A 24838-nucleotide genomic window follows, 5' to 3' on the forward strand; every position below is an offset into this window, starting at 1 on the left:
GAAACCCTCTTTTTCATTGCTTGTCAGGTAATTTCACCTAGGTTTGATGCTATGACAATCCTTCGCCTCCCTCCGTTCAGTGCCGCTCTGACTGCGTTTCTCATCGTTGCCAGCCTGCTGTTTCCGGCAGCCCCGGCCCAGGCCGCGGATCGATCCCGTGTGATGAGCTTTCTCGAGGTGACCGGTTTTGACGTCGCGCTTGACAGTATTGCCCTGTCGGCCAGCGGCGCACCGCAGATGCTGGGGCTTGAGGCGGGGGATTTTGGCGTCGGCTGGGCCCGGATGGCGGATCAGGTCTTTGACACCGAGCGGATGCGGGATCTGGCACTGGATATCCTGGTGGACACCCTGGAGGATACCGCGCTGGCCCATGCGGAGGCCTTTTATGGCAGCGCCCTGGGGCAGCGTCTGGTCGCCGCCGAAAACGCCTCTCACATGATCGAGGATGACGAGGTCAAGCAGATCGCCGGGCAACGGATCATTGCGGACCTCGTCCGTGAGGGCAGCGACCGGATTGCCTTGTTGCAGCGCATGAACCAGGCGATTGATGCCGCGGACACCGGGGTGAAGGCGGTTCAGCAGATCCAGTTCCGCTTTATCATGGCAGCCAGCGCCGCCGGGGTGATCGATCTGCAACTGGACGCGGAAGGCTTGCGGGCCTGGCAGCGCGATCAGGCGCCCAGCATGCGCATGGCGCTCAACGCCTCTGCCATGGCGGCCTCGGCCTATACCTATCAGGGGTTCACAGACGCAGAGGTCGACGCCTATGTGCGGGCGCTGGAAACGCCCCTGATGCAGCAGGTCTACGAGCTGCTGAACGCGGTGCAATATGAAATCACCGCCAACCGGTTCGAGGAATTGGCCTTCCGGATGCAGGATCTGGGGCAGGGCGAAGAGCTTTGACCACCTCGGGGGCGGCGCGGGGGTAACTGGTCTGCGTCCTGCGCCAAGATCACAAGTGGCAATCAGTGGTTGACATAGGGGCGGTATTGTTTAAATAGCGCCCATCCCGGCTCGGACTCTCTGCGCCGGGGTTATTTTGTCATAACGGCCCCTTCGAGGGTCGCGCTGTTCGAGGCGGCACCCGGCCAATGGGCCGACAGCCAAAAACACCTGTTTGATGCAGGGGCCAAAGGACGCGGTTGAAAAAGGAAAGACGCATATGTTTGCGGTCCTCAAGACTGGCGGCAAGCAGTACAAGGTTCAGGCGGGCGACGTGCTCCGCGTTGAGAAACTTGCTGCAGATGCCGGCGAAACAATCCAGTTCGACGAAGTCCTGATGCTCGGTGGCGACGCCCCCGTGGTCGGTGCTCCGCTGGTAGATGGCGCTGCCGTGAAGGCAGAGGTGATCGACCAGATCAAAGGCGAAAAACTCATTCACTTCGTGAAGCGTCGTCGTAAGCACTCCTCCAAGCGCACCAAGGGTCACCGTCAGAAACTGACCCTGATCAAAATCACCGAGATCCTGGCGTCGGGCGCAACCAAAGCTGCTCCGAAAGCCGCTGCCAAAGCTGCTCCCAAAGCTGCTCCGGCTGCTGCTTCCGCAGACGATCTGACCCAGCTGACCGGCGTTGGCCCTGCCGCCGCCAAGAAGCTGAACGACGCAGGCATCACCAGCTTTGCTCAGATCGCGGCCTTGTCGGCAGACGACATTGCTGCTATCGACGCCATCAAAGTGAAGCCCGAATGGGTTGAGCAGGCCAAAGAGCTGGCCAAAGGCTAAGGAGATAGACAATGGCACATAAGAAAGCTGGCGGTTCCTCACGTAACGGCCGCGACTCAGCCGGTCGCCGCCTTGGCGTGAAACTCTATGGTGGCCAGGCGGCCATCGCAGGCAACATCATCGTACGTCAGCGCGGCACCAAGTTCTGGCCGGGCGAAGGCGTTGGTCTGGGCAAGGATCACACCATCTTTGCAACCACCGACGGTGCTGTGACCTTCCACAAGGGCCTCAAGGGCCGCACCTTTGTATCGGTTCTCCCAGTGGCGGAGGCCGCTGAGTAAGCCGAACCCGACGTGGCAAAGAAATATTTAGGGGGATCGGCGATACTGCCGGTCCCCTTTTCAGTTTTTGCGGCACGCTGCTGAAGCTGTTTTGAGGGGAGAGAGACGACCATCATCTGGCAGTTCGGGGATCCGTACCTATCTAGGTGTTTTCCCGGCCGTGGCATCAGGGGCTGGTTGGTCGAAGTTATTTGAGGAGGAAGGCGGGATGAGTTTGGATCAGATGAGCCAGTACCCCATCATCGAGACGGAGCGTTTTCTGCTGCGTCCGCTGCGCAAATCGGACGAAGGCCTGATTGCCCATTATGCGGGAGATGAACGTGTGGCGCGGATGACCTCTTGGATTCCGCATCCCTTGCCGCCCGGCGCGGCAGAGGCCTATGTCACCCGTGCCATGGGCGCAGACCGCGAGGAAGAGATCTGGGCCATCGATGGCACGCCGTCCGGCGGCGATGAACTGAAGGGCGTGATCGGACTCAAGCGGATGGATCGCGACCAGGCCGAGGTGGCCTATTGGGTCGCCCCGGCCTTCTGGAACACCGGGCTTGCCTCGGAAGCGCTGGAGGCCCTGGTCAAGGCGAATCCCTTGGGCAGTGCTGCAATGTTTGCCTCGGTGTTTCAGGACAACCCGGCATCGGCCCGGGTGCTGATCCACTGCGGCTTTGAATATCTGGGGGATGCGGAAACCTTCTGCGTCGCCCGCGATGCGACGGTTCCGACCTGGACCTACAGCCGCAAACAGTGATTGGCGGCCCCCTGACAATGGGGTAAGGCACTGGCATGACATGCAGGCGGCGCAAACAGGTGCCGCTTGCCCGGGAAATGAAGCTGCGGGGCCGCAGAACGGGGCGCCGCGTTAAGGAGCTCACATGAAATTCCTCGATCTGGCAAAGGTCTATATCCGCTCCGGCGCCGGGGGAAATGGCTGCATCAGCTTTCGGCGCGAGAAATACATCGAATACGGTGGCCCCGATGGCGGTGACGGCGGCAAGGGCGGCTCGGTCTGGGCCGAGGCCGTGGATGGGCTCAATACCCTGATCGACTTCCGCTACCAGCAGCACTTCTTTGCCAAGAACGGCCAGTCCGGCATGGGGCGCCAGCGCACCGGCAAGGACGGCGACGACATCATCCTGCGGGTTCCCGTCGGCACCGAGATCCTGGATGAGGACGAAGAGACGGTTCTGGCCGACATGACCGAACTGGGCCAGCGGGTATTGCTGGCCAAGGGCGGCAATGGCGGCTTTGGCAACCTGCACTTCAAGACATCGGTGAACCAGGCGCCGCGCCGGGCCAACCCGGGCCAGGACGGCGTCGATCGCACCATCTGGCTGCGCCTGAAGTTGATCGCGGATGCAGGGCTTTTGGGCTTGCCCAATGCGGGCAAATCCACCTTCCTGTCGGCGACCTCCAACGCGCGGCCGAAGATTGCCGATTATCCCTTTACGACGCTGCACCCCAACCTGGGCGTCGTCGGCGTTGATAATGCCGAATTCGTGGTGGCCGATATTCCGGGCCTGATCGAGGGCGCTCATGAAGGGCGCGGGATCGGGGATCGCTTCCTTGGCCATGTGGAGCGCTGCGCCGTGCTGCTGCATTTGGTGGATGGCACATCCGATACGCTGGTCGAGGATTATCACACCATCATCGGCGAGCTGGAGGCCTATGGCGGCGAACTTGCCGACAAGCCCCGCATCACCGCGCTGAACAAGGTGGACGCGCTGGATGACGAAGAGCGGGCCGAGGCCAAGGCCGCCCTCGAAGAAGCCGTCGGTGGGCCGGTCTTCCTGATGTCCGGGGTCAGCCGGGAAGGTCTGACCGAGGTACTGCGCGCCCTGCGCAGCCAGATCGACGAGGATCGCCTGCGCCTGAAACCCCAGGAGGAGGAAGAGACGTGGCGGCCCTGAGCGATGCGCGTCGGGTCGTCATCAAGATCGGCTCGGCCCTGCTGGTAGATCGCAAGTCCGGGCAGCTGCGCGCCGGTTGGCTGCATTCCCTGGCCAATGACGTCGCCTGGCTCAAAGCGAAAGGCAAGGATGTGGTGATCGTCTCCTCCGGCTCGATTGCGCTGGGGCGGGGCGTTCTGGGCCTGCCGCGCACGGAATTGCCGCTGGAACAATCCCAGGCGGCCGCCGCAGTCGGACAGATCCGCCTGGCCCGCGCCTATGAAGAGGCGCTGGCACCGCATGGTATCACCACCGCGCAGGTTCTGGTGACGCTGGAAGACAGCGCGGATCGGCGCCGTTACCTCAATTCCCGTGCCACGCTGGAAACCCTGATCGGCCTTGGCGCGGTGCCCATCGTCAATGAAAACGACACCATTGCCACGGATGAGATCCGCTATGGCGACAATGACCGGCTGGCGGCACAGATGGCGGTGACCGTCGGCGCCGATACGCTGGTGCTGCTATCGGATGTGGATGGGTTCTACAGCGCCAATCCGGCGGTGGACCTCACGGCGAAGCGGTTCGAGCGCATTGATGACATCACCCCCGAGATTGAAGCCATGGCGGGCGAAGGTGTCTCGGGCCTGTCCAAGGGCGGCATGATCACCAAGCTGATGGCCGCCAAGATGGCAACCGCAGCCGGTTGCGCCATGGTGATCACGGAAGGTTCCGCTCTGAACCCGCTGAAAACGCTGGAAGATGGCGCGCCTTGCACCTGGTTCACAGCACAGGGCGATCCGCAGGCGGCGCGCAAGCGCTGGATCGGGGCAATGAAGACCCGCGGCGTGATCACCGTGGATGCCGGCGCCGCCCATGCGCTGATGAACGGCAACAGCCTGCTGCCCGCCGGGGTGCGCTATGTCGAAGGAGATTTTGGCCGGGGTGAGCCCCTGGCTATCCTTGGCCCAGACGGGCGTAAACTGGGGCAGGGGCTGTCGCGCTATACCGGTGACGAGGCCCGCGCCATCCAGGGGCGCCAGTCGGCAGAGATCGAGGCGACGCTTGGCTATCCGGGCCGCGCCGCGCTGATCCACCGGGACGACATCGCCTTCTGATCCGCTTCTTTATGGAATTTCCCTCGGAGTTCGCAGTAGGATCTGCGCGAGGGTGTCAAAGGCAAGATCGATGAAAGACAATACAGATATCCAGGCTCTCATGGCTGAGCTTGGCAAGAATGCAAAACTGGCAGCCGCCGAATTGGCCACCGCCAGCGCTGAGCGCAAGGAAAAGGCGCTGCTGGCGGCGGCAGATGCGGTCTGGGCGCAGCGGGCGGAGATTATCGCTGCCAACGCCAGGGACATGGACTATGGCCGCGACAAGGGCCTGTCACCTGCAATGATGGACCGGCTGATGCTGGACGAGGCGCGCATCCAGGGGATCGTCGATGGCCTGCGCGCCGTGGCTGGGCAGGAGGATCCTGTCGGCGCGGTTCTGGACGAATGGACGCAGCCCTCGGGGCTGCGCATTCAGCGGGTGCGCACGCCGCTTGGCGTGATCGGCGTGATCTACGAAAGCCGCCCCAATGTGACGGCCGATGCCGGCGCGCTCTGCCTCAAGTCCGGCAATGCGGTGATCCTGCGCGGCGGCTCGGAAAGCTTCCATTCCGCACGCGCCATCCATGCCTGCCTGGTCGAGGGGCTGAAGGCCGCAGGCCTTCCCGAAACCGCGGTGCAACTGGTGCCGACGCGGGATCGCGCCGCGGTGCAGGAACTGCTGACCATGACCGACTACGTGGATGTGATCGTGCCGCGTGGTGGCAAGGGGCTGGTGGGCTTGGTCCAGCGCGAGGCGCGGGTGCCGGTCTTTGCCCACCTGGAAGGCATCGTGCATATCTACATCGACAAGGCGGCCGATCCGCAAAAGGCGCTGGATGTGGTGCTGAATGCCAAGACCCGCCGCACCGGGATCTGCGGCGCCGCCGAATGTCTGTTGATCCACCGCGATATTGCCGAAACCATCGGCAAGGATGTGTTGACGGCGTTGGCCCAGGTCGGCGTTGAAATCCACGCTCAGGACGGGCTGCCGGGCCCCGATGGTATGGTCGCCGCCACGGAAGAGGATTGGGGCAAGGAATACCTTGATGCCATCATCGCTGCGCGTCAGGTTTCGGATATCGACGAGGCAATCGGCTTCATTCGCGCCCATCACTCCCAGCATACCGATTGTATCCTGACGGAGGATGAGGCGGCGGTCGCGCAGTTCTTTGCCGAATTGGACAGCGCCATCCTGATGCACAATGCCTCTACCCAGTTTGCCGATGGCGGGGAATTTGGCATGGGCGCCGAGATCGGCATTGCCACCGGCAAGATGCACGCCCGTGGTCCGGTGGGGGCGGCGCAGCTGACCAGTTTCAAATACCTGGTGCGCGGCGACGGAACCGTCCGCGCATAAGGACAGGGAAATGAAAAACGCCACCCGGATGGGTGGCGTTTTGCTTTGGCGTTGTCGGTGCGCTTAGAAGTGGATCGAGATCTTTTCCAACATCGGATCAACCGTGATGGTCCGGCCTGCCTGTGCGGCAGCCTGCGGCAGCAGCGCGAACTGAACCTGCGCCGGGGTGATTTCGACATCGGCAGTCTTGTCCGTCAGCCGCGCCCAGAGGGCCTCGTCCATATTGACCTTCCGGCCCTCGCCGATCACGGTCCATTGCCCGTCTGCACAGAGGATGGCAACGGTGCCGCCATAGGGCAGGGCGCTTTCGAGGCAGAGTGCGGCCAGGAACGCCATGCGCACCTCGCTGCGGCTGGCGCCATCAAGCGGCGCCCATTGAAAGGCAAGCCGACCGCCCTTGCTGATGTCATCCAGCACCGAAACCACCTCGGCCCGGCCCATCTGTTGATCACCAGCGGCGCCAAAGGCGATACGGAAAAAGCGGATGCGGGCATTGGCATTGGTGACACTGTCCGAAATCAGCTCCATCTCGGGGCCGGAGACTTCACCGGACATGCCCAGAAGCTCCAAACCGTTGTTGATGGCGCCGATCGGGCTGATCAGATCGTGGCAGATCCGTGACCCTATCAATGCGGGCAGATCTTCGTTATCTACAGCCATGTAATATCCTCCGAATTGGGCCAATTCTCATGACCGACCTCAATGCAATCCTGTCGCCGGGCATGTTGGTGAAACATCCAGACCACCCCGAGTGGGGGCTGGGCCAGGTCCAGTCCAATGCCGCAGGCAAAATCACCGTGAACTTTCGGGACCAGGGCAAGCTTGTCTTCGCCAGCAGCCAGGTGCCCCTTGTTCCGGTGTTTGAGCCATAATGGTTTACGAATTGTTAATAAAGCCTTTTCAGTTTTGTTAATCTCTTGCCTGTTTCAAGCCGGATAAGCTATGCCCGCAGCAGACTTGACTGCAGAGAAATCTGATGCCCGACCCTTCCCATGACTTCTCTGTCCGTCTGGCGGAAACCGCCGACGATCTGCGCGCGGCACAGGCCCTGCGCTACCAGGTTTTTGTCGAGGAACTGGGCGGCGATGGCGAGATGGTCGATCACGACGCCCGGCTGGAGCAGGACCGGTTCGATGCGCATTTCGATCATATGCTTCTGAGTGACCGGGCGACGGGCGAGGTGGTTGGCGTCTACCGTCTGTTGACCAGTGATCGCGCGGCAGAGGTTGGACAGTTCTATTCCGAAGGCGAATACGATCTGGAACCGCTGAAATCGTCCGGACGCAAGCTGTTGGAATTGGGGCGGTCTTGTCTGCATCCAGACTATCGCGGCGGGGCAGGCATGTACCATCTTTGGAACGGGCTGGCGCAATATGTCGCCGAACGTGAGATCGAGGTGCTGTTCGGCGTTGCGAGTTTTCCGGGAACCAATGTCGAGGCGCTGGCCGCGCCCCTGTCGCTGCTACATGAAAAACACCTGGCGCCGACGGAGTTGCGGGTGCGCTCCAGGGCGTATCAGCGCATGGACCTGCGCGCGCCTGCGTCGCTGGACCGGCGCAAGGCCATGGTCGAGGTGCCTGCGCTGATCAAGGCCTATCTCAGGCTTGGCGGTTTTGTCGGTGACGGGGCCTTTGTGGATCACAGTTTCAACACCACCGATGTCTGCCTGATCCTGGATACCAAGCGGATGAATGCCCGCCAAAAGCGGATCTACGCAGGACCCAATGGGGAATGAGCACAGGATGACCCCCGTTTGGCATAGTGAGGAAGACCCCGAGCCGATCCGTATCGGTGCCTTGGGATGGGGGCTGGTGGTGATCCGGGTGCTTGTTCTGGGCACCCTGGTCTTTGGCGGATTGGTGATCCTGCTTCTGGTGCGGCTGGTCGAACAGCCCCTATGCGGGCTGCACCGGCCGGTGACGCCCTTCATCACCCAAGTCGTCTGTCGCAACGCCTTCCGCGTGCTTGGGATCGGATTTTCCACCCGGGGTGAACTGATGCGGGAACGCGGTGCCGTGGTTGCAAACCACACCTCCTGGCTGGATATCTTCGCGCTCAATGCGCGCAAGCGGATCTATTTCGTATCAAAATCCGAAGTTGCGGGATGGCCGGGCATCGGCTGGCTGGCCCGGGCCACGGGAACGGTTTTTATCGACCGCGACCCCAGACAGGCCCGCAAACAGACACTCCTGTTCGAAGAACGCCTGAAGGCGGGGCATAAGCTGTTGTTCTTCCCCGAAGGCACCTCGACCGATGGGCTGCGGGTACTGCCTTTCAAGACCACGCTGTTTGCAGCCTTCTTCAATGACCATTTGCATGACTTCATGCATGTTCAGCCCGTTTCGGTGGTTTTCTTTGCGCCCAAAGGCCAGGAGGAGCGGTTTTATGGCTGGTGGGGCGATATGGAATTCGGCCCGCATCTGCTGAAAACCCTTGCCGCCCTGCGCCAGGGGCGGGTGGAGCTGCTTTATCATCCGCCCGTCCGGGTGCGCGATTTCCCCAGTCGCAAGGCCCTGGCCGCCCATTGCGAAGACGCGGTGCGTCAGGGGCATGAGATGTTGCGCCGGACGGCGGCAAAATAGCCCTTGCCCCGGGCCCACAGGTGTCCTATACGCGCGCCATCGAACCCGCAGGCGGGGTTTGGTCTGATTCAGGGGAGACATCCCTGACAGACCGCCGGTTGGAGCATCCGCTCTGAGACCCCCGCCGAGGATAAAACCGGAAAAGGATAGAATAGCATGGCTCTTCCCGAGTTCACCATGCGTCAGCTGCTCGAAGCTGGCGTTCACTTCGGCCACCAGACTCAGCGTTGGAACCCGCGCATGTCGCCCTTCATCTATGGCGCGCGCAACGGCATCCACATCATGGACCTGACCCAGACCGTTCCGATGCTGGACCAGGCGCTGCAGGTCGTTCGTGACACCGTCGCCAAGGGCGGCCGCATCCTGTTCGTCGGCACCAAGCGCCAGGCGGCACAGCCGATCGCGGAAGCGGCTGAAAAGTCGGCTCAGTACTACATGAACCACCGCTGGCTGGGCGGCACGCTCACCAACTGGAAAACCGTTTCCCAGTCGATCAACCGTCTGAAGGAAATCGACGAGCGCATGGAATCCGGTGCAGAAGGCCTCACCAAGAAAGAGCGCCTGGGCATGGAACGCGACCAGACCAAACTGCAGGCCTCGCTCGGCGGGATCCGCGAAATGGGCGGCGTGCCGGATCTGCTCTTCGTCATCGACGTAAAAAAAGAAGCCCTGGCCATCGCCGAAGCCAAGAAACTGGGTATTCCGGTTGTGGCTGTTGTCGACACCAACTGCTCGCCCGATGGCGTTGACTTCATCATCCCCGGCAACGACGACGCATCGCGCGCCATCGCTCTGTACTGCGACCTGGTTGCCCGTGCAGCTCTGGACGGCATGACCGCCCAGCTGGGCGCGGCTGGTGTGGATCTGGGCGCCCTGGAAGAGGCTCCGGAAGAGGAAGCCGTTTCCGAGGAAGCCGAAGCCTGATCCCACCTGTCATAGATTTGACATCAGGGGCAGGGTATCTCCTGCCCCAATCCGTTTCGATTTGAGGAGAGCCAAAGATGGCAATCACAGCTGCACTCGTAAAAGAACTGCGCGACTCCACCGGCGCCGGCATGATGGACGCCAAAAAAGCGCTGACCGAAACCAATGGCGACATGGAAGCGGCCGTTGACTGGCTGCGCACCAAGGGTCTGGCCAAGGCGGCCAAGAAATCCGGCCGTACCGCCGCAGAAGGCCTGGTGGCCGTTGTTGTCGAAGGTGGCACCGGCGTCGCGGTCGAGGTGAACTCGGAAACCGACTTCGTTGCCAAGAACGGCGAATTCCAGACCATGGTTGCCGGCATCGCCAAGGCAGCCCTGAACGTCGCGGACGTTGACGGTCTGAACGCAGCCGACCTGGGCGGCAAATCCGTTGCCGATACCCTGACCGACAAGATCGCCACCATCGGTGAGAACATGACCCTGCGCCGCATGGCCAAGATCGAAGGCGAAACCGTTGTGTCCTATGTGCACAACGCGGCCGCTGACGGCATGGGCAAGATCGGCGTTCTGGTCGCGATGACCGGCGGCGACGAAGCCTTCGGCAAGCAGGTCGCAATGCACATCGCCGCGGTGAACCCCGCTGCGCTGAGCGAAGATGACCTGGATCCGGCCGTTGTCGAGAAGGAAAAGCAGGTTCAGATGGATATCGCTCGCGAATCCGGCAAGCCCGAGCAGGTGATCGAGAAGATGATCGTCGGCCGTATGAAGAAATTCGTGGCTGAATCCACCCTGCTGAACCAGCAGTTCGTGGTGAACCCGGACCTGACCGTCGAAGCCGCAGCCAAGGAAGCGGGCGCAACCGTCACCGGTTTTGTGCGCGTCGAAGTCGGCGAAGGCATCGAGGTCGAGAAGGAAGACTTCGCAGCCGAGGTTGCAAAGGCTGCTCAGGGCTGATCGCTCAAGCATCAAGCACATGCGAAGGCCGATGGGGCAACCCGTCGGCCTTTTCCTTTGCGCTGGCACGCTGCGCTGGACTTTGTGTGCCTGCGCGGCGGAAGCAGGTGGCCGAATGCGGTTCTTTGGTTGGAAGGCCAAAACACCAGTGTGCTCGGCAGTGATCTTCACTTGCGGGGATAGGGTGGGGGAATGGGGCCCCATTGATGGGGATGGATGGGACCCCAAAAACATGGAAACCGGCGCTGACTATAAACGCCGGTGTCCACACAGGTCAGAGAGCCCTGATATTACAAGGATCGTTTCCCAAAGTTCCTAGGCTAAAGCCACCACTCACGGAACGGGTGTAGAGTGCAGTTTTCAATACGATAAAGGTAGTAGTGGATTCCTTACCTATTTGACGCTAAATGGCGTCTATTCGGTCTTGCGATCCGTTTTCGGCGGGCAGAAATCCGGGAATCACCGGCAGGCTGCCGGGATCCTCAGGTCTCCATCACGTACATCTGGTTTTGCAGCGCGGCTTTGAGCACGGCTTGGGCCGTGGTTTCGACAGCCAGGGCATCGCGTGCAAGACGGAGGTGTTTTTCGACGGTCGCCGGGGTCAGCCCCATCAACAGGGCAATATCCTGGGTGGTCTTGCCGTCGCCCACCCATTGCAGCGCCTCTTTCTGGCGTTTGGTCAGCCCGCGGTTGGGCGGCGCATAGGGCAGGGTGAGGATTTTCAGATGGACGACATTGTTCATCAGGACGATTTCCTCGCCATGGTCCTGCCAGATGGCTTCGACATCGTCCTGGCTCAGATCACAACGGGCACCAAGGGAGATTGCCCCCTTGAAACGGGCAGAGGTGGAGTAGAAGCTGACCGTATAGCCCGCTTGCATGTTCATCTTCTTGTTGAACTCGACCATGCGTTCGGACTCCGGTCCCAGCTTGCCGTCTTCGAGCATCTTCTGGATTAGCCGCCAGCTGCCCGCCCCTTCATTCTCAAGCGCCCAGCGCAGCATCGGGGCGCTGGAATACAGCCCCTTGTGCAGGAACCCGTTGAGATATTCGGAACTGTGATTGGACAGGATGACAAAGTCATCGGGATCCCCGAGAGAGGTTTCCGTCTTGTAGCGCGTATAGCCGTAGATCAGCCTGTCAAACTCGAACTCGGCCATCTGTGCGACATGGGCATGCCATAACTCCTCAAGGGATCTGGCGCCGCACACCACATGCAGGTACTCCGAGAGCTTCATTCAGGCTTTGCCTCCGTTTGAAACCGTTCGGCCAGCGCATCGATCGCCAGTAGATAGCCGGTGCTGCCAAATCCGCAGATCTGCCCAATCACCGCGCGGGAGATATAGGAGCGATGCCGAAACTCTTCCCGCGCATGGATGTTTGAAAGATGAACCTCAACCGCAGGCAGTTCAACGGAAAACAGCGCATCCATCAGGGCGATGGAGGTATGGGTATAGGCGCCCGCATTCAGGATAATGCCGTCGTGGCGCCCCCGTGCCGCGTGAATGGCGTCCAAAAGGGCGCCTTCATGGTTGGACTGCAGGCATTCCAGCTTGATCCCCCATTTGTTTTCAGCATGGGAGATGCAGCCCTGCTCGACCATGGCAAGGGTTTCATGCCCGTAAACTTCGGGTTGTCGGGTGCCCAACAGATTGAGGTTTGGACCATTCAAGAGCAGAATGCTGGGCATCGCGGATTTCCTGTGTGGTTTATGTGCCGGAAACTACAGGAAGAATGCGCAGAATGCGACGCCCGAAAGACTCCTTTTTGAACAATGTCGCTTCTTGGCCCTTTGCCCGGATTTGCAATCAACTGTTGACCAGGACGATCTTGCCAAGGGCCTTGCGGTCCTGCACCAGCTCGAGGGCCTGGGCCGCATCCTCCATCGGGAAGGTCTGGCTGATGCGGGGCTTGATGGCGCCGCTGTCGTACATTGCAAACAGTTCTGCCATGTTTTCGGCATGCCCTTTCGGATCCCGAAACACCGATGCCCCCCAAAATACGCCGACGATGTCACAGCCCTTCAACAGGGGCAGGTTCATCGGGATCTGCGCAATGCCGGCCGGAAAGCCGACGACCAGGAAACGCCCTTCCCAGGCCATGGCACGCAGGGCCGGTTCGGAATAGGCGCCGCCGACGGAATCATAGATCACATCAACGCCATCTTTGCCGGACAACTCCTTGATCTGGGATGAGAACTCTTTCTGTTCATTCCTGTCGAGGCTGCGCTTGTAAACCAGGGTTTGGTCGGCTCCGCTCTCGCGGCAAAAGGAGGCCTTGTCGTCCGAGGAGACCGCCGCGATGACCTCGGCGCCCATGGCCTTGCCCAATTCAATCGCAGCAATTCCGACACCGCCGGCAGCGCCCAGGACCAGCAGGCTTTCACCCGGCTTGATATGGGCACGATCTTTCAGGGCGTGATAAGAAGTGCCATAGGTAAAGATGAAACAGGCGGCGTCCTCAAAGGGCATCGAATCCGGGATCTTCACCGCCCGGCCTGCGTCGATACACAGATGCGTGGCAAAGCCCCCGTGGCCGGTGAGGGCAAGGATCCGGTCCCCGACCGAGAAGCCCTCGACCCCGTCACCGAGTGCAGAAACCACGCCGGCAATCTCGCCACCGGGCGCAAAGGGGCGCGGCGGTTTCACCTGGTAGAGATCCTGGATGATCAACGTATCGGGGTAGTTGACGCCCGCAGCATGGATCTCGATCAGCATTTGGCCCTTGGCAGGTTTTGGCGTCGGTTGCTCGGTCCAGGCCAGGGTTTCCGGTCCGCCAGGTGTGGTGCTGAGCATTGCTTTCATGGTGTCTGTCCTCTCCGTGCCGCCTGTTGGGGCTGAAATTACGTTAAGTCTTCTTCTGCGGCCGAGCGTTGTCAACGCAATAGCGAAATGCAATTCTGCTATGCGAAACAATTGACGCCACGTTGCGTCAATGGGGGAGAACATGGGGGGAAAGATGACCACAGATACCGGCATTGAGTTTGCCGATACGCCTGATTTTCGCAAGAAAATCCGCGCGTGGCTAGAGGATAACTGTCCTGCGGATATGCGCGATGGCGCCAGCGGCGAAGGCGCTAACTGCTGGGGCGGGCGCAACTGGGTGTTTTCCTCGGAAGGACAGCGGACCTGGCTGGAACGCTGCGCCGCGGTGGGTCTGACGGTGCCGACATGGCCCAAAGCCTATGGTGGCGCCGGATTGTCCCGCGATCAAGAGAAGATCCTGAAGGAAGAAATGGCGGCGATTGGCGCACGCTCCCCGCTCAACAGCTTTGGCATCTGGATGCTGGGCCCGGCCTTGCTGAAATTCGGCACAGAAGCGCAGAAACAGGAATTCCTGCCACCGATCGCCCGTGGTGAGATCCGCTGGTGCCAGGGCTACTCCGAACCGGGGGCGGGTTCCGATCTGGCCGGCGTTCAGACCCGGGCCGAGGACAAGGGCGATCATTGGCTGGTCAACGGGCAAAAGATCTGGACCTCTTACGCGGACAAGGCAGATTGGATCTTTGCCCTGCTTCGCACCGATCGCGACGCGCCCAAGCACAAGGGAATTTCCTTTGTGCTCATGGACATGCGCAGCGAAGGTATCTCGACCCGACCGATCCGACTGATTTCTGGCGCATCGCCCTTTTGCGAGACGTTCTTTGACGATGTGAAGGCCCCGAAGGAGCAGGTCGTTGGCGAGGTGAACCGCGGTTGGGATGTGGCAAAATACTTGCTGACCCATGAGCGCGAGATGATCAGCGCAGGCGGGCAGGTGATGGGATCGGGCCGGGCCCTGGGCGCGGTTCTGGCGAACTCGGAAACCGGGCTCAGCGATCCGGTACTGCGCGCCGATGCCATGCGCACCGAAGTCGACGCGCTGGCGATGGAACTGACGCTGGAGCGCTACAAGGATCAGGCCGAAGGCGGGCAGGGCGTGGGTGATGCGTCAGCGATGCTGAAATATGCCGGAACCGAGCTGAACAAACGCCGCCTGGAGCTGGTGATGGCTGCTGCCGGCAGCGAGGCGCTGAATTGGGAGGATGGCCGCGCGCCAACCTGGCTCCGCACCAAGGCAAATTCGATCGAGGGTGGGACCTCCGAGGTGATGCTGTCGATCATTTCCCGTCGTATTCTTGGGCTCGGAGCATGAAGACCATGGCAAAACTCATTCAAACCGAAGAAGAAACCATGCTCCAAGACGCCGCGCGGGCGCTGTTGGACAATTCCGCGCCGGTCTCGCGCCTACGCGCGCTGCGCGATGCAGGGCAAACCCGTGACGATGCGCTGTGGCAGGAAATGGTTGCGGCCGGCTGGGCCGGGATCCTGGTGCCCGAAGCTGCAGGCGGCGTGGATATGGGCCATGCAGCGGCCCATGTGCTGGCCCGGGAAATGGGGAAGACACTGACCGTCAGCCCCTTCCTGAGCACCGCGGTGATTGCCGTATCCGTGCTGCGCCAGCTGCAGGACAGCCGCAGCCAGGCGGCGCTGAAAGCCATTGCCGAAGGCGCGCATACCTATGCGCTGGCCCTGGACGAGGGCGCGAAGTTCAACCCCGACCGGATTGAACTCAAAGCGGAAAAACGCGGAAATGGTTATGTGCTGAACGGCGAAAAACGCTTTGTCGTCGATGGCGGCACGGCGGATCGTGTCCTTGTCCTGGCCCAAAGCGATGACGGGCTCTGCCTGTTCGATCTGGCCGCCGACAGAGAGGGGCTGACGCGGAGCTCGACCGATATGATCGACAGCCGCGATGCCGCCGACCTGACCTTTGAGAATGTCGAACTTTCGGGCGATGAACTGCTGGGCGCCGCAGGCGATGGCGCCAGTTTGCTGCGCTTCGGGCTGGAAGCCGGGCAGGCGGCGCTGGCGGCGGAAACCACAGGGTTGGCGCAGGCGGCCTTTGGCATGACCACGGACTATCTGAAAGAGCGCAAGCAATTCGGCGTGCCGATTGCCAGCTTCCAGGCGTTGCAGCATCGCGCGGCGCACCTGTGGTGCGAGTTGGAGCTGACCTCTTCCGCGATCTTGCATGTGGGGCGTATGCTGGATCTGGATCCGGGCAATGCGACCCTTGCGGTCTCCCTGGCAAAGGCCCGGGCTACCGACACGGCACAATTGGCGGTGCGCGAAGGGGTGCAGATGCATGGCGGGATCGGGATGACCGATGCCTATGATATGGGATTTTACATGAAACGTGCCCGAGTCGCCGCAGAATGGTTGGGCGACTACGGGTATCACGCGGCACAGGTGGCGCGGATGCGCGGCTTTTGAGGGATGAGGAAAATGCAGGAACTATTTTCACTGGAAGGAAAAACCGCCTTGGTCACGGGCGGGGCGACGGGGATTGGCCGGATGGCCGCCGAAGCCATGGTCCGGGCTGGCGCACGCGTGTTGATCGCCTCTCGCAAGGGTGAAGTCTGCGAGGCGGTTGCGGCAGACCTGAATGCGCTGGATGCACCGGGGCGGGCCGAAGGCTTTGCTGGAGACGTGGGCGATGCCGAAGGGATCGACGCCCTGGTGGCAGAGGTCAAATCCCGCACCGAAAAGCTGGATATCCTGATGAACAACTCCGGCATCACCTGGGGCGCGCCGCTGGGACAATTCCCGCATCAGGCCTGGGAAAAGGTGATGTCTGTCAATGTGGCAGGGGTCTTCGACCTGACGCAAAAGCTGTTGCCCATGCTGATCGCCTCGTCGAATGCCGATGACCCGGCCCGCGTTATCAATGTGGGTTCGGTCATGGGGGAAATCCCGATGGGCGACGGCGCTTATAGCTATGCTGCCTCCAAGGCCGCGGTGATCCATATGTCGAAAATCCTGGCCAAGGAGTTGGCGCGTAGCCATGTTACGGTCAACGCCCTGGCGCCGGGACCTTTTGTGTCGCGCATGACCGCCTTTGCGACCGGCGATGAGGAGAAACGCGAAAAGGTGGGCCGTGATGTGCCGCTGGGTCGCGTGGGCCGGGAAGAGGATATTGCCGGCGCGGTGCTGTTCCTGTCCGGGCGCGGGGGGGCCTATGTGACAGGGGCCGTGATCCCGGTCTCCGGCGGCATCAATGTGATGTCGGGGCACAACCTGTTTCAAAGCGCCATGGACTGAAGCGTGAACATCGAACCCTAGAGGGCTGAATATGAACGAAACAACCTGGTCCCGGAACGAGGATCATCTGCCTGCGGCGCTGCGTGGATTGCGTATTCCTCTGATCGCCTCGCCGCTTTTCATCATCTCGGTACCGGAACTGGTAATCGCGCAATGCAAGGCGGGCATCATCGGTGCCTTTCCGGCGCTGAACGCCCGCGAAGGCGAAGGTGAGCCGCCGCTCTTGGAGGCTTGGCTGAAACAGATCACCGAAGAGCTGGACCGCCACAACCAGGAAAATCCCGACCGACCGGCCGCACCTTTTGCGGTCAACCAGATCGTGCATCGCTCCAACACCCGTCTGGAGCGGGATCTGGAAATCTGCACGCGCTGGAAGGTACCGGTCTGGATCACCTCCTTGGGTGCGCGTCCCGAGGTCAACGAGGCGGCGCATTCCTGTGGCGGCGTGGTCCTGCATGATGTGATCAACAACCGCTTCGCCAAGAAGGCCATCGAGAAGGGCGCCGATGGTCTTGTGGCCGTGGCCGCGGGGGCCGGGGGCCATGCCGGCCAACAGTCGCCACTGGCCCTGATCCGGGAGATCCGCAGTTGGTTTGACGGCCCGCTTGCCCTGTCGGGTGCCATCGCGACGGGAGAGTCGCTTTTGGCAGCGCGGGCGATGGGAGCCGATTTCGGCTATGCGGGATCGCAGTTCATTGCCACGCATGAGGCCAACGCCCAAAGTGAATACAAGCAGATGATCGTCGACGGCGGTGCCGAAGATATTGTCTATTCTTCCCTGTTTACAGGGGTTTGGGGAAACTACCTGAAAGAATCCGTCAGCCGCGCCGGGCTTGATCCCGACAATCTGCCCACCGCGGATGCCTCCTCCATGAACTTTGGCAGCGGCTCCTCCAAACCCAAGGCCTGGAAGGAAATCTGGGGATCGGGGCAGGGGATCGGCGCGGTGACCGAGGTGTGCTCTGTGGCCGATTTGGTGGCGCGGATCGATGGCGAATACCGGGCAGCGGGCGCGAGCCTTGCGGCCGAGTTCACGGGCTGAGCCATGGCAGAAATACTGGTGGTGCGCCACGGGCAGGCGTCGTTTGGCGCCGACAATTACGATCAGCTGAGCGACTTGGGGCGCAGGCAGGGGCAACTCTTGGGGGAGACACTGCGTGCGATGGGCTGGCATCCGGATCGGGCGATCACGGGAAGCCTGGCCCGGCAACAGCAGACGCTGGAGGAAATGGGGTTTTCCCTGGAGCCGGAAGAACACGCGGGATGGAACGAATATGACTTCCACGACCTGCTGCATCAACGATACGGCGGCAAGGCTCCGGATGAGGTGATCACCGATCGCAAGAGCCATTTTCGGGCCCTGCGCGAAACCCTGGCCGAATGGCAGCAGGGCGGGGTGACTGGCGCATCCGAAAGCTGGAAAGACTTCACCGCCCGCGTTGAGGATGCGCGCCAGCATGCCGCCGACACCGCGGCAGAGCGCGTGCTGGTGGTCAGTTCCGGCGGCGTGATCGCGCGCCTCGTTGCTGCCACCTTGCAGGTGCCGGATGCGCAGATGATCACCTTGAACCTGCAGGTGAAGAACACCTCCCTGACCCGCTTCATCTCCTCGAAAGAGCGGTTCTTTTTGCATGAATTCAATGCAGTGCCGCATTTTCATGATGCGAAGCGTGCTGAATTGATGAGCTATAGCTGAAGGAGCAAGACATGAGCAGCGACACCCAGACACTGGATATCGAGGCCATCAAAACCTACGTCGGTGACCGTCTTGCGGGGTTTGACGGCGCCGTGGAGGTGCAGAAATTCGCAACCGGGCAATCCAACCCGACCTTCCTGCTGAAGACCTCTGCCGGGAATTACGTATTGCGCCGCAAACCGCCAGGGGTGCTGCTGAAATCCGCCCATGCGGTCGATCGGGAGTTCCGGGTGCAAAGGGCGCTGGCCGACACCGAGGTTCCGGTCGCGAAGATGCACCTGTTGTGTGAGGATGATGCGGTCATCGGCTCGTCCTTCTATATCATGGACCATGTGGCGGGGCGGAACTTCACCGATCCGGTGATGGGCGACCTGGCCCCGGCAGAGCGCGGTGCGGTGATCGATGACATGAATCGGGTGCTGGCCGCGCTGCATGACGTGGATATCGACAGTGTCGGCCTGTCGGATTACGGCCCGCCCGGCAATTACTTCGAACGTCAGCTGGGTCGGTGGACCAAGCAATACCGCGCCTCGGAAACCCGCAGCATCCCGGAAATGGATGAGCTGATCACCGCCCTGGAAGAGGGCATGCCCGCAGACGATGGTCAACGGGGATTGGTGCATGGCGATTACCGGATCGACAATATGATCTTCAGCGCCGAGGCTCCGAAATGCCTGGCCGTGCTGGATTGGGAATTGTCGACCATCGGCCATCCCTATGCCGATCTGGCCGGGGTGATCATGCAATGGCAGATGCCGCCGGGTCAGGAGGGACGCGGCCTTGCCGGGATCGATCGCAAGGCGCTTGGGCTTCCCTCGGACGCGGCCTTCATCGAAGCCTATTGTCGCCGCCGCGGCTTGCCGGGCATCGACAACTTCGGCTTCTACCTGTCCTTCAGTTTCTTCCGCATGGCGGGCATTCTGCAGGGGGTGTTGAAGCGGGCCTTGGACGGCAATGCATCTAACCCGGAAAGAGCGATGAAGCTGGGGGACTTTGTGCCGGTGTTTGCGCAGAGTGGATTGACAGCCTTGCAGAAGCGCTAGACCAATCTGGCGTCGGATTGCTGGCCGTGGCAGTCGGGTTGCGTGGTTTTACGTATGCCTTAACACTCGACCCGTAAGGCTAGGCCAAGCATTATGGAACGGAAAGCTGGCCGTGATCTTCTGCGGCCAATCGGGAGGATTGTACCCATGACACAGCCGGAGGGGCAGGTCGCGGACGGACAGGACACTTGGTTGAACGCCAGTGACCTGGGGGATGGCATCGTTGAATTGCAATTGGGGCGCGGGCCGGTCAACGCGCTGAGCGCAGAATTCCTGATGGATTTTGCCGAGATGATCGCCGGTCTGGGCCGCGACCCAGAGGTGCGCGCGATCATTTTAAAGAGCCCGTTCAAGGTGTTCTCTGCCGGGGTTGACCTGAAGGAGGCGAAGGAATTCACCCTTGCCCAGCAGCAGGCAATGGTTCGGGGTCTGAATGAATCTGTGCTGGCACTCTATGCCTGTCCCAAGCCGGTTGTGGCTGCCGTTGGCGGCGCCGCGATTGCTGGCGGCTTGTTCTTCGTGCTCGGCAGCGATGTGCGGATCGGCTATTCGAAATCGGCCTACGGTCTGGCCGAGATCCGCGTCGGGGTTGATTTCCCGGTAGCACCGCTGGAGGTGGCCAAGGCAACCCTGGATACCAACACCCAGCGGCGGCTGATGCTGACGGGGCAACCGATCGGCCCTATCGCGGCGCGGAACTATGGGATCGTCGATATCATCGCTGAGGATATGGAAGACCTTGAGATCTACAGCCTGCGCGAGGCGCGCAAACTGGCGGATCTGCCAGGGCAGGCCTATGCCGCGATCAAGATGCAATTGCGTGGTGAGACCATTGACCGGATCAAGGCGGCCATTGCCGCAGGGGCCAATGAGCCTGCGGGGGGATGGTTCAATGACGAAACCAAACCCGCCATGGAAAGAATGCTGAGCGGCGCAGATCGCTAAGCCAAGACCCGCGTGACGAAACACGTGGCAAACAGGGAGAAATCGATGGACCGCAACCGGCTGGAGCGCCTGAAGGCTTGGCAGCAACGCTATGTCGATCAACGAAAATATGCCGGTAGCGCGGTTCTGATAAAAGAGCGCGGCGAAGAGGTGTTCTTCAATGCGGCGGGCCTGCGCAATGTCGAGGAGTCTCTTCCCTTCACCCGCGATACGGTGGCTCGGATCTATTCCATGACCAAGCCGGTGACCTCGCTCGCCGTGATGATGCTGCTGGAACGGGGGCTGTTTCACCTTGATGCGCCGGTCTCTGACTTCATTCCCGAATTTGCCGATATGCGGGCGCTGGTGCCGGGGGCGACCTCCATCGATCAGACCGAACCAAGCCGCGCGCCGACCCTGCACGAGCTGCTGACCCATACCAGCGGATTGAGCTACCCGTTCAATCCCGGTGTTCTTCCCGCCGCGATGGAAGAGCGTCAGCTGATGTTCAAGCCGAACCAGGGATCTCTGGCCAAGATGGCTGCGGAGCTGGCCGCCTATCCGCTGGCGTTCCAGCCCGGTACACGCTGGGAGTATTCCGTCAGCATCGATGTGCTGGGGCGCGTTGTCGAAGTGGTGTCCGGTCAAAGCCTTGGTGATTTCTTTCAAAGCGAGATCTTTACGCCGCTCGGCATGAGTGAAACCGCTTTCCGGGTGCCGCGCGGCACCGGGGATCGCTTTGCCTCGCTCTACACACCGCTTGCAGGCGATGCGATGGCGCTGAATTCCGCCAAGACCGGCGGGGATAGCCTGCGGCTGACCGACCTTCATGGCGGATCCCCGTTCGAGACGGCCGACATGATGTCCGGCGGCGGCGGTCTGGTGGGCACGATTGATGACTACATGAAGTTCGCAGAAATGCTGCGCCAGCGTGGCGCCTGCGAGGGCGGCTTTATCATCAGTCCGCAAGTGGCTGATTTCATGATGCGAAACCACCTGCCGGGCGATATCGCCTCGATGGGACCGCAAAGCTTTGCCGAGCAGCCGATGGAGGGCATGGGATTTGGTCTTGGCGGTGCCGTGGTTCTGGATCCGGGCCGCGCGCGCTGTCCGGGATCGGTGGGGGATTTCAGCTGGGGCGGCATGGCCTCCACCTTCTTCTGGGTGGATCCGGTGCTGGATCTCTCGGTCGTCTTCTTCACGCAACTGTCCCCCTCCAGCTCTTACCCGTCGCGTGCCGAGCTGAAAGCCCTTGTTCATGGAGCCGTCTGCCGATGACCGAAACGATCGAACGTGAAATCCTCTGGCAGCCCAGTGCCGAACGCGCCGCCGCAAGCCGCATGGCGCAGTTCCAGACCTGGCTGGAAGAAAATAGATCGCTGTCCTTTTCGGATTACAACGCGCTTTGGGAGTGGAGCGTTACGGATCTGGACGCCTTCTGGAGCGCGCTGGTCACGTTCTTTGACCTAGAGTTCACCACCCCGGCGACGCGCGTTCTTGGTAAGCGCGGCGTCGAGGATGCAGAGTGGTTCCCCGGCGCCCAGCTGAACTGGGCACGGCATATGCTGCGCCAGGTCGAGAAAACCCCTGATGCGCAGGCACTTGTGGTGCATTCTGAAACCTTTGGGCGAACAGAGCTCAGCTGGGGTGAACTTGCGGCCCAGGTGGCCAGTGTTGCCAAACACCTGCGCGCCATGGGGGTCGGGCAGGGGGATCGCGTCACGGCGGTTCTGCCCAATACGGAAACTGCGGTGATCGCCTGTCTCGCCGCCACCAGCCTCGGGGCGATCTGGTCTCTGTGCGCGCCCGATATGGGGCATGTGGCGATCCTTGACCGATTCCGCCAGATCGAACCCAAGGTGCTGATCTATCAGGACGGCTACGTTCATGCGGGCAAGACCATCGACCGCCGCGAGGTGCTGTCGGTCATCGCAGAGGGCCTGCCCAGCGTCGAGCAGCGGATCGTTCTCCCGGTTGTTGGCGATCTGCCCGAGGACGCCACCCATTGGCGCGACCTGATTGGTGACGAGGCGCCGCTGGAATTCACCGCGGTCTCCTTCGATCATCCGCTCTGGGTGGTCTATTCCTCTGGCACCACCGGCAATCCCAAACCCATCGTGCACGGGCACGGGGGTATTCTTCTGGAGGGCGCGAAGCAATCCCTGCATCAGGATCTGAGCGATGAAAGCCGGTTCTGCTGGATGACCTCATCCGGCTGGGTGATGTGGAACGCACAATTCGTGGCCTTGGGGCAGGGTGCCACCACCATGCTCTACGACCGTGCCCCCAATCACCCGGACATGCTGGATCTGTGGCGCCGCGCCGCAGACGAGCGGCTCACCTATCTGGGGGTCGGCGCCGCCTATATCACGGCTTGCGTCAAATCCGGTATAAAGCCGGGTAAGGAGCTTGATCTTTCGGCGCTGATCTCGCTCGGCACCACCGGATCGCCGCTGACCTCTGATGGATACGATTGGATCTACTCGGAGATCAAAGAGGATATCTGGCTGGCACCGATTTCGGGTGGTACCGATCTTTGCGGTGCCTTTGTCTGTGGCAATGTCATGCTGCCGGTGCGCGCCGGAGAAATGCAATGCCGCGCCCTGGGCAATGCGGTGCGGGCCTTTGATGAAGCCGGACAGGAGGTCACGGGCATTGTGGGTGAGCTGGTCTGTACTGAACCTTTGCCCTCTATGCCATTGTTTTTCTGGGGAGATGAAGACGGATCGCGGCTGCACTCCAGCTATTTCGACACCTATCCGGGCATCTGGCGCCATGGGGATTGGATTGAAATCACCCCCGAGGGCGGATCGGTGATCTACGGGCGATCCGACGCGACGATCAACCGGCGCGGCCTGCGCCTTGGTTCCTCGGAGATCTACCAGGCAGTTGAAGGGCTTGCGGAGGTACTGGACAGCCTGGTCGTGGATCTGGAATTCCTGGGCCGTGACAGTTTCATGCCGCTGTTTGTGGTGCTGGCCGAAGGGCAAGTCCTGGATGACGCGCTGCGTGACAAGATCAAGAGTGCCATTCGCAGCGCGGTGTCGGCCCGCTTTGTGCCTGATGAAATCAACGTGGTTCCCGAGATCCCGCGCACGCTTTCTGGAAAGAAGCTGGAAGTTCCGGTGAAAAAGCTGTTACTGGGAGGCGATCCTGCCAAGGTTGTGAACCGGGACTCGATGGCCAATCCGGACAGTTTCGATGTCTTCATCGCCTATGCCAACACGCGGGAGGCTGATTAAGGAAGGCGCATAAATGTCTGATGCTGGAAAGATTTTGCTCAATCTCTTGGATCTTGAGCAGCTTGATCGCAATCTTTATCGCGGCATCGGATCGGGCGGTGAAACCCCGATGCGCATCTATGGCGGCCAGGTCATCGCCCAGGCGCTGACAGCGGCCTATGCGACGGTGCCGGATCGTTTGTGCCATTCGCTGCATGCCTATTTCATCCGTCCGGGTGACCCGGTACGCCCGGTGATCTACCAGGTCGATCCGGCCCGTGACGGCGGCAGCTTTACCACCCGTCGGGTTACGGCCATTCAACACGGGAAGCAGATCCTGAACCTTGCGGCTTCCTTCCACAAGGACGAACCCGGTTGGGGTCATCAACATCAGATGCCGGATGTGCCAGCGCCGGAGGGCCTGAAAAACCGCGATGAGTTGAACCACATCCATGTGCATCGCATCGCAGAAGACATGCAGGATGACTTTATCCGCCCTAGGCCGTTTGAAATTCGCGATATCGAACCGCTGGACCCTTTGAACCCGGGTATTGCCAACGATATCAACCATATGTGGATCAGAATGGAAGCCGCCAAAGGGGCAGGGCCGCAATTGCAGCATGTGCTGATGGCCTATGCTTCTGACTTCGGTCTTCTCGGCTCGGCGCTGCGCCCCCATGGGCTGACCTGGTACAAACCCGAAGCGATGACGGCGAGCCTGGATCACGCCATGTGGTTTCATGCCCCGGTGCAGTTCGAGGAATGGCACCTCTACACGATGGATTCTCCCTTTGCCGGCAAAGGACGTGGTTTCAATCGCGGTTCAATCTACACCCGGGATGGCCAACTGGTTGCCAGCGTCGCCCAGGAAGGCCTGATGCGGCCGATCAAAACGCCAGATGAGAGATAGGACAGCGTTTCTATCGGTTTCTGCTCTTACGTGAGATCATTGTGCAATATTTACATAATACCGATTATGCGAATAAATGATGTAGCCGCGGCACATTCTAAACTGGGTTGCGACAAATCCCCTATCTTGCTGAAAAGCAAGGAGAACGGACATGGCCCACACAG

At 61.0% G+C, this 24838-nt stretch carries 26 protein-coding genes; 22 read left to right on the forward strand and 4 right to left on the reverse strand.

Going from position 1 to position 24838, the window contains the following annotated elements:
• Positions 1-51 precede the first annotated feature (51 nt).
• From PXK07_RS03810 to PXK07_RS03840, 7 genes are all read left to right on the forward strand, one after another.
• Positions 52-903 carry a DUF2059 domain-containing protein gene (locus PXK07_RS03810; RefSeq protein WP_274846860.1) on the forward strand — a complete coding sequence of 284 codons (852 nt, stop codon included), beginning with the start codon at positions 52-54 and terminating at the stop codon, positions 901-903.
• Positions 904-1162: 259 nt separating this feature from the next.
• Complete coding sequence (rplU, locus tag PXK07_RS03815) at positions 1163-1723, forward strand: 50S ribosomal protein L21 (RefSeq protein ID WP_274846861.1); 561 nt, start codon at positions 1163-1165, stop codon at positions 1721-1723.
• Positions 1724-1734: 11 nt separating this feature from the next.
• A complete protein-coding gene (rpmA, locus tag PXK07_RS03820) occupies positions 1735-2004 on the forward strand; it encodes a 50S ribosomal protein L27 (protein ID WP_192966544.1) in 270 nt (89 codons plus the stop codon).
• A gap of 208 nt (positions 2005-2212) precedes the next feature.
• Entirely contained in the window at positions 2213-2749 is a 537-nt protein-coding gene (locus PXK07_RS03825) for a GNAT family N-acetyltransferase (RefSeq protein WP_274846862.1), read from the forward strand.
• A gap of 124 nt (positions 2750-2873) precedes the next feature.
• Positions 2874-3908 (forward strand): GTPase ObgE, encoded by a 1035-nt coding sequence (gene obgE, locus PXK07_RS03830; RefSeq protein WP_274846863.1) that lies wholly within the window; start codon positions 2874-2876, stop codon positions 3906-3908.
• Positions 3896-5002, forward strand: coding sequence for a glutamate 5-kinase (proB, locus tag PXK07_RS03835; protein ID WP_274846864.1), 1107 nt, complete (start codon positions 3896-3898; stop codon positions 5000-5002). Before obgE ends, proB begins: the two co-directional genes overlap by 13 nt.
• Positions 5003-5072: 70 nt before the next feature.
• Positions 5073-6338, forward strand: a complete 1266-nt coding sequence (locus PXK07_RS03840; RefSeq protein WP_274846865.1) for a glutamate-5-semialdehyde dehydrogenase — start codon at positions 5073-5075, stop codon at positions 6336-6338.
• Positions 6339-6401: 63 nt separating this feature from the next.
• Here PXK07_RS03840 and PXK07_RS03845 read toward each other — a convergent pair whose 3' ends face one another.
• Positions 6402-6998: a histidine phosphotransferase family protein gene (locus PXK07_RS03845; protein ID WP_274846866.1), complete on the reverse strand. Its 597-nt coding sequence runs from the start codon at positions 6996-6998 to the stop codon at positions 6402-6404.
• A gap of 29 nt (positions 6999-7027) precedes the next feature.
• Between PXK07_RS03845 and PXK07_RS03850 the strand changes: the two genes are divergently transcribed.
• The 5 genes from PXK07_RS03850 (at position 7028) to tsf (ending at position 10797) form a co-directional block, all read left to right on the forward strand.
• Positions 7028-7210 (forward strand): DUF3553 domain-containing protein, encoded by a 183-nt coding sequence (locus PXK07_RS03850; RefSeq protein WP_274846867.1) that lies wholly within the window; start codon positions 7028-7030, stop codon positions 7208-7210.
• A 104-nt stretch (positions 7211-7314) separates the two neighbouring features.
• On the forward strand, positions 7315-8073 hold the full coding sequence (locus PXK07_RS03855; RefSeq protein WP_274846868.1) for a GNAT family N-acetyltransferase: 759 nt from the start codon (positions 7315-7317) through the stop codon (positions 8071-8073).
• A gap of 7 nt (positions 8074-8080) precedes the next feature.
• Complete coding sequence (locus PXK07_RS03860) at positions 8081-8920, forward strand: lysophospholipid acyltransferase family protein (protein WP_274846869.1); 840 nt, start codon at positions 8081-8083, stop codon at positions 8918-8920.
• 156 nt (positions 8921-9076) lie between these two features.
• Positions 9077-9844 (forward strand): 30S ribosomal protein S2, encoded by a 768-nt coding sequence (gene rpsB / locus PXK07_RS03865; protein ID WP_274846870.1) that lies wholly within the window; start codon positions 9077-9079, stop codon positions 9842-9844.
• A 77-nt stretch (positions 9845-9921) separates the two neighbouring features.
• Entirely contained in the window at positions 9922-10797 is an 876-nt protein-coding gene (tsf, locus tag PXK07_RS03870) for a translation elongation factor Ts (protein WP_274846871.1), read from the forward strand.
• A gap of 482 nt (positions 10798-11279) precedes the next feature.
• Here the strand turns inward: tsf and PXK07_RS03875 are convergent, their stop codons facing one another.
• The 3 genes from PXK07_RS03875 to PXK07_RS03885 form a co-directional block, all read right to left on the reverse strand.
• Positions 11280-12035 (reverse strand): autoinducer binding domain-containing protein, encoded by a 756-nt coding sequence (locus PXK07_RS03875; RefSeq protein WP_274846872.1) that lies wholly within the window; start codon positions 12033-12035, stop codon positions 11280-11282.
• Positions 12032-12487 carry a type II 3-dehydroquinate dehydratase gene (gene aroQ / locus PXK07_RS03880; RefSeq protein ID WP_274846873.1) on the reverse strand — a complete coding sequence of 152 codons (456 nt, stop codon included), beginning with the start codon at positions 12485-12487 and terminating at the stop codon, positions 12032-12034. The genes PXK07_RS03875 and aroQ overlap by 4 nt, the downstream gene beginning before the upstream one ends.
• A 118-nt stretch (positions 12488-12605) precedes the next feature.
• On the reverse strand, positions 12606-13601 hold the full coding sequence (locus tag PXK07_RS03885; protein ID WP_274846874.1) for an NADPH:quinone oxidoreductase family protein: 996 nt from the start codon (positions 13599-13601) through the stop codon (positions 12606-12608).
• A gap of 154 nt (positions 13602-13755) precedes the next feature.
• Between PXK07_RS03885 and PXK07_RS03890 the strand changes: the two genes are divergently transcribed.
• From PXK07_RS03890 to PXK07_RS03935, 10 genes are all read left to right on the forward strand, one after another.
• Positions 13756-14931 carry an acyl-CoA dehydrogenase family protein gene (locus tag PXK07_RS03890; RefSeq protein WP_274846875.1) on the forward strand — a complete coding sequence of 392 codons (1176 nt, stop codon included), beginning with the start codon at positions 13756-13758 and terminating at the stop codon, positions 14929-14931.
• Between the two features lie 5 nt (positions 14932-14936).
• Positions 14937-16052: an acyl-CoA dehydrogenase family protein gene (locus PXK07_RS03895; protein WP_274846876.1), complete on the forward strand. Its 1116-nt coding sequence runs from the start codon at positions 14937-14939 to the stop codon at positions 16050-16052.
• Positions 16053-16064: 12 nt separating this feature from the next.
• Positions 16065-16880, forward strand: a complete 816-nt coding sequence (locus PXK07_RS03900) for an SDR family NAD(P)-dependent oxidoreductase (RefSeq protein WP_274846877.1) — start codon at positions 16065-16067, stop codon at positions 16878-16880.
• Positions 16881-16911: 31 nt separating this feature from the next.
• On the forward strand, positions 16912-17922 hold the full coding sequence (locus PXK07_RS03905; RefSeq protein WP_274846878.1) for an NAD(P)H-dependent flavin oxidoreductase: 1011 nt from the start codon (positions 16912-16914) through the stop codon (positions 17920-17922).
• 3 nt (positions 17923-17925) lie between these two features.
• Positions 17926-18576 carry a histidine phosphatase family protein gene (locus PXK07_RS03910; protein ID WP_274846879.1) on the forward strand — a complete coding sequence of 217 codons (651 nt, stop codon included), beginning with the start codon at positions 17926-17928 and terminating at the stop codon, positions 18574-18576.
• 11 nt (positions 18577-18587) lie between these two features.
• Complete coding sequence (locus PXK07_RS03915; protein ID WP_274846880.1) at positions 18588-19619, forward strand: phosphotransferase family protein; 1032 nt, start codon at positions 18588-18590, stop codon at positions 19617-19619.
• Between the two features lie 147 nt (positions 19620-19766).
• Positions 19767-20564 carry an enoyl-CoA hydratase/isomerase family protein gene (locus PXK07_RS03920; RefSeq protein ID WP_274846881.1) on the forward strand — a complete coding sequence of 266 codons (798 nt, stop codon included), beginning with the start codon at positions 19767-19769 and terminating at the stop codon, positions 20562-20564.
• A 45-nt stretch (positions 20565-20609) separates the two neighbouring features.
• Positions 20610-21821 (forward strand): serine hydrolase domain-containing protein, encoded by a 1212-nt coding sequence (locus tag PXK07_RS03925; RefSeq protein ID WP_274846882.1) that lies wholly within the window; start codon positions 20610-20612, stop codon positions 21819-21821.
• Positions 21818-23785 (forward strand): acetoacetate--CoA ligase, encoded by a 1968-nt coding sequence (locus PXK07_RS03930; RefSeq protein ID WP_274846883.1) that lies wholly within the window; start codon positions 21818-21820, stop codon positions 23783-23785. Before PXK07_RS03925 ends, PXK07_RS03930 begins: the two co-directional genes overlap by 4 nt.
• 13 nt (positions 23786-23798) lie before the next feature.
• The gene (locus tag PXK07_RS03935) at positions 23799-24674 is read left to right on the forward strand and encodes an acyl-CoA thioesterase (RefSeq protein ID WP_274846884.1); all 876 of its coding nucleotides are present in this window, start codon (positions 23799-23801) and stop codon (positions 24672-24674) included.
• Positions 24675-24838 lie beyond the last annotated feature (164 nt).

Origin of the sequence: Phaeobacter sp. QD34_24, assembly GCF_028890115.1 — a bacterium.
Taxonomy (GTDB): Bacteria; Pseudomonadota; Alphaproteobacteria; order Rhodobacterales; family Rhodobacteraceae; genus Phycobacter.